Origin of the sequence: Ectobacillus ponti, from assembly GCF_024294785.1 — a bacterium.
Taxonomy (GTDB): domain Bacteria; phylum Bacillota; class Bacilli; order Bacillales; family Bacillaceae_G; genus Ectobacillus; species Ectobacillus ponti.
Map to the genome: position 1 here is coordinate 288,182 of NZ_JANCLT010000001.1, position 11,945 is coordinate 300,126.

The 11,945-nt window shown below is 51.3% G+C and carries 10 protein-coding genes and 1 pseudogene; 3 read left to right on the forward strand and 8 right to left on the reverse strand.

Translation table 11 applies throughout. The features are described 5' to 3' along the window. Positions 1-8 precede the first annotated feature (8 nt). Positions 9-1,724 (reverse strand): methyl-accepting chemotaxis protein, encoded by a 1,716-nt coding sequence (locus NK662_RS01600; RefSeq protein ID WP_254756677.1) that lies wholly within the window; start codon positions 1,722-1,724, stop codon positions 9-11. A gap of 281 nt (positions 1,725-2,005) precedes the next feature. Beyond that, positions 2,006-2,536 (reverse strand): PepSY-associated TM helix domain-containing protein, encoded by a 531-nt coding sequence (locus NK662_RS01605; RefSeq protein ID WP_254756679.1) that lies wholly within the window; start codon positions 2,534-2,536, stop codon positions 2,006-2,008. Between the two features lie 238 nt (positions 2,537-2,774). Between NK662_RS01605 and NK662_RS01610 the strand changes: the two genes are divergently transcribed. Together NK662_RS01610 and NK662_RS01615 are read left to right on the forward strand one after the other, a co-directional pair. Further along, positions 2,775-4,025, forward strand: a complete 1,251-nt coding sequence (locus NK662_RS01610; RefSeq protein ID WP_254756681.1) for a cation:proton antiporter — start codon at positions 2,775-2,777, stop codon at positions 4,023-4,025. 195 nt (positions 4,026-4,220) lie between these two features. Then, positions 4,221-5,537 carry a hemolysin family protein gene (locus tag NK662_RS01615; RefSeq protein ID WP_254756683.1) on the forward strand — a complete coding sequence of 439 codons (1,317 nt, stop codon included), beginning with the start codon at positions 4,221-4,223 and terminating at the stop codon, positions 5,535-5,537. 19 nt (positions 5,538-5,556) lie between these two features. Here the strand turns inward: NK662_RS01615 and NK662_RS01620 are convergent, their stop codons facing one another. Continuing rightward, entirely contained in the window at positions 5,557-6,195 is a 639-nt protein-coding gene (locus NK662_RS01620) for a TVP38/TMEM64 family protein (RefSeq protein ID WP_254756685.1), read from the reverse strand. A 120-nt stretch (positions 6,196-6,315) separates the two neighbouring features. Here NK662_RS01620 and NK662_RS01625 point away from each other — a divergent pair, with 120 nt between their 5' ends. Beyond that, on the forward strand, positions 6,316-6,555 hold the full coding sequence (locus NK662_RS01625) for a methionine aminopeptidase (protein ID WP_254756688.1): 240 nt from the start codon (positions 6,316-6,318) through the stop codon (positions 6,553-6,555). Positions 6,556-6,678: 123 nt separating this feature from the next. Here the strand turns inward: NK662_RS01625 and panE are convergent, their stop codons facing one another. From panE to NK662_RS01650, 5 genes and pseudogenes are all read right to left on the reverse strand, one after another. Next, complete coding sequence (panE, locus tag NK662_RS01630; RefSeq protein ID WP_254756690.1) at positions 6,679-7,593, reverse strand: 2-dehydropantoate 2-reductase; 915 nt, start codon at positions 7,591-7,593, stop codon at positions 6,679-6,681. Between the two features lie 264 nt (positions 7,594-7,857). Next, positions 7,858-8,520: a haloacid dehalogenase type II gene (locus NK662_RS01635; protein WP_254756692.1), complete on the reverse strand. Its 663-nt coding sequence runs from the start codon at positions 8,518-8,520 to the stop codon at positions 7,858-7,860. Between the two features lie 15 nt (positions 8,521-8,535). Continuing rightward, on the reverse strand, positions 8,536-9,585 hold the full coding sequence (gene cheB, locus NK662_RS01640; RefSeq protein WP_254756694.1) for a chemotaxis-specific protein-glutamate methyltransferase CheB: 1,050 nt from the start codon (positions 9,583-9,585) through the stop codon (positions 8,536-8,538). Continuing rightward, positions 9,536-10,384, reverse strand: a complete 849-nt coding sequence (locus tag NK662_RS01645; RefSeq protein WP_254756696.1) for a CheR family methyltransferase — start codon at positions 10,382-10,384, stop codon at positions 9,536-9,538. The genes cheB and NK662_RS01645 overlap by 50 nt, the downstream gene beginning before the upstream one ends. Before the next feature lie 70 nt (positions 10,385-10,454). Continuing rightward, positions 10,455-11,945, reverse strand: a pseudogene (locus NK662_RS01650) (hypothetical protein); the annotation flags it as partial.

Genomic DNA, 11,945 nt, shown 5'->3' on the forward strand with positions numbered 1-11,945 from the left:
AAACAGCTTCAGACACGGAAGCCTGCTGTCAGTGCGCGCAATCTGCCAGCCATGGCAGCCAACTGCTCGGCTGTACGTTCCATTTCTGTCATTATGCCCAGCTGCCCCTCAATGCTGCCGCTGATCAGCTCTGTATCCCGCGCAATTTTATGCGAAGTAGCTGAGATATTGGAAATGGAAGCCTCCGTTTCCTCTGTGCTCTCTGCCTGTTTTCCATTGGCAACGTCAATTTGCTCAATCTGCTTTACAATATCATACATATTTTGAATAATGCTTTGCATACTTTCTCCAACCTCGGAAACCCGGCTCACACCAGTTCTCACGTTCTCTTCCACCAGACTGACAGACTTCACGGCGGAAGCAGACTTTACTTGGTTCTCTGTAATGAGCTCAGAAATTTCAGCAGCGGCACGGCTGCTTTGATCGGCCAGCTTGCGAATTTCTTCCGCCACTACCGTAAATCCCCTGCCGGCTTCACCGGCCCTTGCGGCTTCAATGGAAGCATTCAATGCCAGCAAATTGGTTTGTTCCGAGATCCCTGTAATCATTTGGATAATATCACCCACTTTCTTGGAGGAGCTGTGCAGTTCATCAATCATGACTGACACCTCCTGGGAAGAGGATGCAATTTCATTAATGGAAGCAACAACGTCCACAATTTTGTCTGCGCTGTTTTCAGCAGCTTCCTTTGCTCTACGGCTGTTCTCAGCTGTATTTTGGCTTGCTGTCACCGTAGCAGCGGAAAATTCAGCAGCTCCTGCGAGATTGTTGGTCGTTTCTTCCACAACTGCTGCACTTTCAGATGCATTTCCCGCAATTTGCACAACTCTCTTTGCAATTGTGTCCAGCGATGATATCGTCGTGCCGGTTGATTGTGTGAGCTGATTGCTTGATGTAGAAATTGTCTCGGCAGAATGGGCAACCTCACGAATGATGGACTGCAGCTTTTCCATGAAGATATCAAAGCTTTTGCTCAGTTCACCCATTTCATCCTTGCTGCTGTAGCCAATACGCTGTGTCAAATCACCGTTGCTTTGGGAAATTTCCTTCAGTTTGGCTGTCACCCGGTTTACAGGAAGTGTAATGGACCGGATAATAACAACGGACAGCAACACAATCAATAAGGCGCTGGCTGCAACGAGTACAGCCAAAACTGTTTTCGTATCGTTGTATACTGAAGTGCTCTCCTGATACGTGCTGTTTGCCTTCTGCAGTTCCTTTTTCATACTGTTGTCGAGCGCAGCAATGGCGTTTCTGCGCGCCTTATCGAAATTCTGCATTCCCTCGGGCGGACCAGATGCCACAACTGTTTGCACCTGGGCACCGGACCCATTCGCTTGGATAAAGGCATCCTTCGCCTTCAAAAAGCTTTGGTATGCTGTAACCACCTCACTATATTGGCTGTTGCCCTCGTACTTCTTTAACAAACCGTCTGCAATCATAACATGAGCGGCAATATCCTTCTCTACCTGAGCCTGCGCAGCTTTGTCTTCCTTGGAATCAAGAATGGCATTCCCCTGCGCCCGTATATACTCCACCTGTGACTTAATGGCATCAATATCAACAATCGGGGCAAGACGCTGATTATTCAGTTCATTTGCCTTCGCATTCAGGTTGGAAAGGCTTTGCATTGCTGTAATGCCCACAATACCCAAGAAAATGAGAAAAATAAAAACAAGTATGGCAATTTTGGCCGAAAGTCTGATATTTCGAAAGAAGCTCATGATAAAACCTCCATAATATTAATCAATATATATAAATATAAATCACCCCTCTTCTATTTTATAGACAGAAAATATTCCCAGCAAACATTTTCCTAGGATATATGAACATGATGGGACCAGTCTGCTGTGCGGCAGATGTTTTCTCATCCTCTGCCTGCAAGAACACCACAAATGCCAAGCCCCTTTGGCTTCTTTACAGAACCATTGTCATGGAAAGGAAAAGGGATCATTCCCTTTCATGCTTGGAAATGATCCCTTTCAAGCCATATGAAGGCTGGTTGTTATGCTGCCTGCCCCTTCACTCTTGTCCACTTCTTCATCTTCATCATCAGCATCTTTATGTACAAGTACACGCCTGTACCTGTCAAAATAACAAGTCCCACAGCCCCGATATCCAACAGCCAGCGAATATCATACCCCAGGAAGAAGCCCTTATGTAATTGCTTAATGGTCTGTGAGGCACCCTTATTCTCCTCGGCAAATGGCGTCACCTTTCCATCCTGCCCCACTAAAAACTGCCCGTTCTTTGTTGTGGCAATGCGGTATATTCCGCCCATGTTAAAGACGGAGCGAATGTCTTCTGCCTTATATGCGCCGCTCTCAACACCCTTTTGCACAGCTTCGGCAATGCCCAATCCTCCCGCCCCTCCGGCAGGCTTTCTCCCGCTCATGGACTGCTGCTCATTCCCAGGTGTCCAAGCCGCTTTATGATCATTCATCAGAAAGCCGGTGATGGACAGCATAAGCACAATCAAGCTTGTCAACAGCCCCACATACATGTGGGCATCCCGCATCCATTTTTTTACTTTCATCCATATGACCCCCTATAATTGATAAAGATTATCATTATTAACTACAACGATAATGATAATCTTTATCAATTATAAACGCAACACATTTTTTAAAAATTTGAAATATGCTCCACTGCTGAACCTCAAGTTTTAGAACTAGTAAAGACTGCCTGGTTTATCATAAAATATTCCTTATATGGATTGTCCATGCAAGTACTGGGGCAATCTAATGCGCGAAGGAACTTGAGGAGGCTGAAAGATGGAAACGGAAGTCATGCAGCTTGTGCAGCGTGAACTATACATGATTACAATGGTGTTTCTCTTTGGCTTGGCAGCCATGAAGCTTGCAGAACGGATGAAGATTCCTGATGTCGCCTTGTTTATGATTGTCGGCATTCTCTTGGGTCCCGCTGTTTTCAATCTCATTGCAGAACCAAATGATTCAGCGGCCTACCAGTTTATCATTGTCCTTGGGTCCATCTTGATTCTATTTGAAGGCGGGCGGGCCATCCGTTTTGCCATTCTGAAGCAGGTGTGGATTACCATTTCGCTTTTGTCTGTGCCTGGCGTGCTCGTAACCGCAGCCGTTGTCGCAGCTGCAGCTCTTTATCTGCTGCACATCCCCATGCTATATGCGCTTTTGCTTGCTGCTGTGATTGCTTCAACTGACCCTGCGACACTCATTCCGGTCTTCAAGCAGGTGGCCATTTCCGAGAAGGTGCGGCAGACTGTAGAAAGCGAGTCTGCCTTTAATGATGCGGTCGGCTCCATCCTAACGTTTACCGTGCTGGGGATGATTCTAGGGCAGACAAAGCTCTCCATCGGCGCAAGCGTATGGAGCTTTATCCGCGAAGCAGGGGGCGGGACCCTGGTTGGAATCGCAGTCGGATTTCTCGGCATCCTGCTGACCTCCGAGCAGAAATGGGGTCTTCTGCGAAATTACAGTGCGGTGGTCAGTATGGTGATGGCAATCGGTGCCTATTTGGCGGCAGATCTTCTCCATGCCAGCGGCTTTATGGCTACCTTTACCGCCGGTTTAATTGCCGGAAATCCCGAAGTCTTCCGCCTGCAAATTTCGGAACACACGAACGAAAGTGCGCTCGCTTTTTCTGAAACTGCCACCCTGCTCATGCGGACACTTATTTTCATGCTGTTGGGCACCCAGGTTGATTTTCAAACACTTGGCCAGTTTTGGCTGAATGGGCTCTTGGTTGTCATTATATTCATGTTTATCGCCCGCCCTTTGACCGTGCTTGTCTGTACGCTCCCTGACAGAAAAGCACGGTGGAAGTGGAATGAAATCGTCTTCATGTTCTGGGTCCGGGAAACCGGAGTCATTCCTGCCGCCCTTTCCGGCATGATTGTGGCAGCCAAGGTCGATTATGCGAGGGAAATCGCGGCGGTCACCTTCCTTGCAATCCTGGTGACGATTCTCCTTCAGGCCAGTACAACCGGTTATGTGGCAAAACGACTGGGAATTACGCTTGCAGCCGAACAGAAAACACAATGATAGAAAGCTCTTTCCACAGCAGGGCATTTCAAAACTTGAAAGAAGCTGGACATAAGCTGACTTCTGTAAGGAGGAGTCAGCTTGTTTGCCATTGAGGCGCCGATTCCCGCGTTCCGGGCAGGGACGGAAAAAACTCATTACAATCCCCGTTTTGACGTATAATAGAGAAAACAGTCCGGAAGGAGATTCAGTTGCATGGAAGTTGGAATCCTCATCATTTTAATTTTGCTGAATGCCTTCTTCTCGGCATCAGAAATTGCCCTCATTTCCTTAAATGATAATAAGGTGCGCCTGATGGCGGAAGCGGGGGACAAGAAGGCCCAGCAGCTGCAAAAGCTCTTAAGTGAGCCAAGCCGTTTTCTGGCGACCATCCAGATCGGCATCACCTTGGCCGGCTTCATGGCCAGCGCCTTTGCCGCCGGCAGCTTCTCCAAGTATTTAACGGCTTTTCTGCTGAAGCTGGGCATTCCGCTTGCCCCTTCCCTTTTGGATACTCTTTCCGTTGTCATCATCACCCTGCTGCTCTCATATTTCACGCTTGTGCTTGGCGAGCTCGTTCCAAAGCGGCTGGCCATGCAGAAGGCAGAGCCGATCTCCATGTTCGCGGTCGTGCCGCTCACTGTGCTCTCCAAGCTGTCCGCTCCTTTTGTCAAGCTGCTTACGCTCTCCACCAACGTCATTATCCGGCTGTTCGGGGTGGACCCGAATGCGGATGAGGAGGAAGTAACGGAAGAGGAAATCAGAATGATGATTGATGTCGGAGAGGAAAGGGGAGCCATTCAATCACTGGAGAAAATGATGATTAACAACATCTTTGAATTTGATAACAAAACAGTCTCGGAGCTCATGACACACCGGACTGATATTGTCGGCATCCCTTTGGAAGCTTCGCTTGATGCCATTTTCGCGATTATCAATACGGAAAAGTATACGCGCTTCCCTGTCTACGAGGACAGTCTGGACCAGATTGTCGGCATTCTTCATGTCAAGGATGTCATTCCGCATTTGCGCGGCAGCTCGGACAGCTTCCGCATTCAGGATATCTTGCGGACTCCCTGCTTTCTGCCCGCTTCCAAAAGCACGGATGAAGCCTTTCGGAGCCTGCAAAAAAATAAAGTACATATTGCCATTGTGATTGATGAATATGGCGGAACATATGGAATTATTACTATTGAAGATCTGATTGAAGAAATTGTCGGCAACATATTTGACGAGCATGATGAGCCTGAAGAGTGGCAGGAAATTCGTATGCTGGGCGAGGGGGTTTTCTTAATGAATGGATTGGCCAGCCTGCATGATGTTGAGGATGCCCTGGAGCTCGATCTCCCGACACAGGATTATGACACATTAAGCGGCTTTCTCATTGGACAGCTCGGGCGGATCCCGCATCCGGGGGAAACAGCCGTGATTTTATACGCAGGCCTGCAGTTTCAGGTTGAACAGGTTGAGAACCGCCGCATTACCCGTGTACGGGTGCAGCAGGAGGAACAGACAAAACATCCCGAGGTGTAACGGCACTTCAGGATGTTTTTTATAGGTGCAGCTCCTTTTCCCTCAGCTTTTTCCGAATTTGCACCTCAATGATGACAATAAGCAGAATAACGGCTGCGATGATGACCGCGGCGCCAGGAGATTCTGACAACGCTCTGCCGAAAATGGTGTACAGCGTTGTAAATGGAACAGCCCCGGCAAAAATGGCAGTGAGAAACGGCCGGTATTTCATATGGATGGCCCCCGCCACAAAGCATGCTGCATCAGTCGGCGCAATTGGCATAAGAACAGTAAAAAAGAGATAGCGCTTATCAGTCTGGAGCTTCTCATACAGATCGGGATGCTTCTCCCGAATGAAACGGTGGAGCCTGGTGTCTGTAAACTGCCTTCCGATTGTGTACACGATTGTAGAGGTCATCAGCATGCAAAGGGAGGACAGGAGTACACTTTCAACAGGAGAGAATAGAACAGCGCCCGCAACAATGAAAGCAGAGCTGGGGATCAGAAACAGGAGGCGCATGACAAACAACAGGCAAAACAAGAGATACGCATACTTTCTGGATGCTTCCAGCAGCCGTTCTATACCTGCTGCATCCAGGGACAGCACATCCCATTGACTGGCTGCCGCAACGGCACAAATCCAAATACCTGCCAGAACCAGCATCTTATACTTTTTCATCCGTCATTCCTTCTGTACATGTTTTTTAATTGTGCAGCTTTCTACATGAAATGCAGTTTTTTCCTATCTGTGCATAACTCACGTTTTTTTACAGATGATAAGAAAAAACGAGGTGATATGATGGGACTCTTCCAAGCCATTTCCGATTGGCAGGCAGGACGGCGGGAAAAGCACCGGGCTGTCATGGAAGCGGCGGGCAAATGCCCGGACTGCCGGGGGTATGGATTCACTCCTGCTTATGATGCCGTCTACAGCGCTCCTTACGATTGTCCCGGCTGCAATGGAAGCGGATTATACAGCGACTGGCTGCAATACGGAGGCGCTTCTTACGCGGCTTCTGTTTCCTCCGCCATAGAATAGCGTTTTCAGGCTCTCTTATATTTTACAATAGTTCCCTTGTTCCTGCGAACAAACAGTATCTGTTCTCCCCAAAAAAGGACTGGCTTAGGCGCGCATTTCCGCCCGGAAGCCAGTCCTTTTTCCTTACATCAAATCTGCTTCATACAGCTTTAAGGCTGTGTAGACAGCCTGCAGCAGCGGCGCGTGTACCTGCAGCCTGTCTGCCATCTGGAGCAAGCAGCCCTGAAGCTGGTCCGCCTCTACAGACAGCCCCTTCTCCATGTCGCGCTGCATGGAGGATTTCATTTCGTAGCCCATCGTATGGATTTGCTTGTACTGCTTCTCCTCCAGGTCGGCAGCAATAGGTTCATCCGCAGCCCGCATGATGGCCGTAATTTCCGCAAACAGCCCCTGAATGACAGCAGCCCCCGCCGGCAGTTCGCGGATCGGGCCAATCGGCTTGCGGAACAATGTGGTTACACCCGAGAGGGCCGTAATAAAGGAATATTTATGCCACATATCCTGCTGGATGTTTGAACTGGCCTCCACCATCGCGTTCGCGCCTGCAAAAGCCTCAGCAATGGCTTGTACGCGCTCCGTCTGCTCCCCGCTCCATTCGCCGAATACAAGCCGGTGAATGGGGCTTGTCTGCAGCACATCCCCTTCTTCGGACAGAGTTGCCTCAATAAAGCACAGTCCGCCCAGCACCTGCTCAGCAGAGAAAGCCTCTTTCAGCCGCTCCATGTGCTTTATGCCATTCAGCATAGGAATCACCACAGTCCCGGCCTGCACATATGGAGCCACATCTTGGATGGCCTGCTCCAGATGATAGGCCTTTGTCCCAAGCAAAATCACATCAAACTGTCCGTCTTCCCCGTTGACAATGGTCTGCGGCTGAATGTGCGCATCACCATGCACACTTCGTATCCGCAGCCCTCGCTGCTTCAGCTGCTCCCGGCGGGCCGGCCGCACCAAGAAGGTAACGTCTTCCCCTTTTTCCGCCAGACGGGCGCCAAAATATCCGCCGACTGCACCGGCGCCAACCACTAAAAATCTCATGACTGTTCCCCCTGTTCCGACTGCATGACTCATCCATCATTATACCGAATCCATTCTATTTTCGCACAATTTATAACATAAAAAAACTCCGGAAGCACGATGCCTCACGGAGTTTGGTTCATATGTACCCCACACAGCTTTCCTTCAAGTGGGCTGCTTCCTTCCGGACCTGGCCCGTTGCCCGAAGCATCGCTGTTGGATTGATTTCATTATATAAGAAAGCAGGCTACGCTCCAATAGGAGGCTGGTTCCAAGGCATCCAGATTAAAGAAAGGCCGCTGCTTCCCGCAGGCTTGCCACCTCATACTCCGGCTGTACGCCAAGCCGGTCCATTTTGCCCCCATTCCGGTTCACCCACACAGTCCGGAAGCCAAAATGACCGGCACCTGAAATATCCCACGTGTTGGAGGAGAAGAACAGGATTTCGTCCTTGTCCACTCCTGCCGTGCTGCGGGCGAACTCGTACACCCTTGGGTCAGGCTTATACATTTTCAGCGCATCAACACTAATATGATGCTGAAACAGCCCGGTGATACCGGCATGCTGCAAAAGCGGCAGCAGCATGTCCGGCGATCCATTTGAGAATACCGCCATCACTTTGCCCTCACAGCGCGCGAGCAGCTCCAAAGCGTCCGGATGAAGCGACAAGTGGAGATATTGCCCCATCAGCTGCTGCTCCTGCTCCCGCCGAAGCTCTTCCCCCATGCTTTCACAGGCATAGCGCAACGCAGCTTCCGTGATCGCATGAAAGGTCTCGTATTGCTGCATCATATGGCGCAGAAAACTGTACTCCAGCTGCTTTTGCCGCCAAAGCCGGACGATGTCGCCGCCCTTCCCCGGAAAAAATGATTCACACAGCTCCTGCAGCGAATATACATCAAACAAAGTTCCATATACATCAAACATACACACCTTTATCCTCTTCATCCGCCCGGCCCCCCTTTAAACCTGAGAAAAGTATTTCATGATGGCATCCGGCATATCCTTTAAGTCCGCCACTTCATCTGCATACCCCGCCTGAATCACCGACTTCGGCATCCCAAACACGACACAGGAGGACTGGGCCTCCGCGATCACATGGCCAGCATGGGATTTCACATCTTGGCATCCCTTTGTTCCATCTGTGCCCATGCCGGTTAAAATGACCGCCAGCAGCCGGTTCCGGTATAACGGCGCTGCTGATTGCAAGGCAACATCAACAGACGGCTTGTACAGGTGCTCCTCCCCCGAGGGCAGAATATGCAGCACCCGCTCCTCCCCTTGCTGTTTGATAATTGTCTGATAGCCTGCGGGAGCCACATAGACAACTCCCTTCTGCAATTGTTCCCCATGCTCCGCTTCCTTTATATGGAGTGCACAGCTGTTATTGAGCCGGTCTGCCAGCGGCTTCGTGAAGCCCGGAGGCATATGCTGAATGACGAGTACAGGAACAGGCAGGCTGCCCGGCAAATGCGGCAGAATGGCCTTAAGCGCGGACGGCCCCCCTGTAGAACAGCCAATCAGCAGCAAATCAATCCGTGTTTTGGAAACAGCTGGAAAGCTGTATTCCCTCTCGACAGGCTCAGGACGCGGCAAAGCAATCTCAGGCTGCGGCGGCAGAAGGGAAAGCTCGTGTACAGCCCGCAGCATGGCTTGGTGCAGCTTTTGCACTGCCGTCTCTGTCTCCTGGTCTGTTACATCCGCTTTCCGTACAAAATGCACAGCCCCATATTGTCTGCTGAGCTGCTCGTGCAATTCTGCGGTCCCCACAACCACAACAGGCTTCGGATTCTCGCTCATCACACGCCGCAATGCCGCCAGCCCATCCATCACAGGCATATCGGCGTCCATGACAATCAGCTGAGGCTGCATACGCTCTATTTTCTCCAGCGCATCCGCTCCATTGCGGGCAATTCCAACCACCGTGAACGATGGACAAGCCTCCACGACGCTCGTCAGCTTCTTACGATAAACTGCCGAATCGTCTACTACCAATACCCGGTACTTCTCCATGCTGTTCTCCCTTTCGATAGTAAAAAGCATTTTCATCAGATGTGAGGACATAATTCACCTTCAAGTTCGACAAGCTCTCCGCATGGCCGAGCATCAGCACGCCGTGGGGCTTCAGCCTTTCATGGAAGCTTTGTACGATGCCGGTGATGGTTGGGGCATCAAAGTAGATCAGCACATTGCGGCAAAAGATGCAATCGAATTGCGGCAGCGCCCGGATGCCGGACACATCCAGCAAATTCAGCTGCCGGAAGGTCACCATCCGCTTCACCTGCTCCTTGACCGCCAAGTACTCACCTTCCTCTTCAAAATACCGTTCCCGCAGATAATCCGGGCAGCGGCGAAAAGTAAGGGATTTCTTGTGATACAAGCCCTTTTTTCCTTTGTCCAGCACCTGTTCATCAATATCAGTCGCATAAATCTCAATTTCGCCCTCCGCAAACAGTCCTGTTTCCCGGGCGAGCATAGCCAGCGTGTACGGCTCTTCGCCGGAAGAGCAAGCGGCACTCCAAACGCGCACCGGACGGCCCTGCTGCTTGAAGGAAGGCAGCAGCTTCTGCTGAAAGACCTGCAGCTGATTGTCCTCCCGATAGAAATATGTCTCGTTAATTGTTATCAATTCTATCATATTTTGGCGTTCGGATGGAGTTTTCTGCACATGCTTCAGATAACCGGCATAGTCCATTCCAAGCTGCTCCACCCGTTTGCGCAGCTTGGAATCAAGCAGAGTTATATTATTCTGATAGTGCAGTCCGCAGATGGATTGAATGAACGCGGCCAGCTCCAGCAAATCTTTATCCATTTCCTATACAACCTCCCTTATGTATGAGCGAAAAACCACTGAATATTGCTATTCAGTGGTTTTTCCATAATTACTTCCGCACAGCTGCCAGAATTGCACCCACTCTTTCAGAGCGCTGCACAAGCTCTGCTGCCGGCACAGCCTGCAGCTGTTGGCCGGCGTGCTGGACAGATTGCTTCAGCTTTTGCAGCTGCACATTCATGGTTTCTGCCTGCATCTGCTGCTTGTCAAGCTGCTCTGTCATCTCTGACAGCTGCTTGGACATGCGGGATACGGCTCCCGTTGCTTGCTTTATATATAGTTCCGCATTTGCATGCTTTTCAAACGTATGCTTCATGCTCTCTGCCGCAGCGATGATGGATGACAGCTGCTGCTGCTGTTCTGTTTCCTTCAGGCTCAGAGCAGCCAGCTGCCCCTGCATCTGCATCAGTGTTTGCTGCATTGCCGTTCCCTCGCGGAAGCCTGCTGCTGTCTGCAGGAATTGCTCTGCCTGCATACCAGCCTTGCCTGCCGCTGCAGCCATGCGTTTCCCTTGTTCTGCTTGCTGCTGATACATGCCGGATACACAGGACACCTGCTCTTGGATGCGCTCAACAATTGCCGTTACATTGGCTGTGCGTCCTGTTTGCGCTGCTGCCGCATCGGCAATGTGCTTAATTTGGCCGCGGGTTGCAAGGGCACCCTTCACCACCTCGGCTGCACCATCAGCCAACTCTTTTGCTGCTGTCGTAACCTGCGCCGCCTGCTCCGTCATGCTGACAACCGCCGCCGCCACGCTGCGGGCTTGCTTTGTCTGCTCTACAGTCGCCTCTGTCACCTGGCGCACCTGCTCGCGGGCATTTGTGATGCCTTGTGTCACTTCCTCCGCACTTTGTGCCTGCTGCTTCACGGCCTCTGTCACGCTGTCTGCCTGTTCCTTCACCTGACGGACAGCCTGTACAATGACTTCTGCCTGCTTCGCCTGTTCCACCGTTGCCTCTGTAATCTGGCGCACCTGTTCACGGGCCCCGACAACGCCGCGCACAACCTCTTCTGCCGCATTTGTCAGCTCCTGCGTTGCCAGTGTCACCTGCTCCGCCTGTTCCGTCATGCTGACAATTGCTGCCGCCACGCCTCGGGCCTGCTTCGCCTGCTCTACGGTTGCTTCCGTCACTTGGCGCACCTGTTCACGCGCATTTGCTGCTCCCTGTGTAACCTCCGCAGCGCTTTGCACCTGTTCCTGTGTCGCCTCTGTCACATGCGCCGCCTGCTCCGTGATGTGCTGCATTGCCGCCACCATGGTTGTCGCCTGCTTCGCCTGTTCCACTGTTGCCTCTGTAATCTGGCGCACCTGTTCACGTGCCCCGACAACGCCGCGCACAACCTCATCTGCCGTATTTGTCAGTTCCTGCGTTGCCAGTGTCACCTGCTCTGCCTGTTCCGTCATGCTGACAATCGCTGCCGCCACGCCTCGGGCCTGCTTCGCCTGCTCTACGGTTGCTTCCGTCACTTGGCGCACCTGTTCACGCGCATTTGCTGCTCCCTGTGTAACCTCCGCAGCGCTTTGCACCTGTTCCTGTGT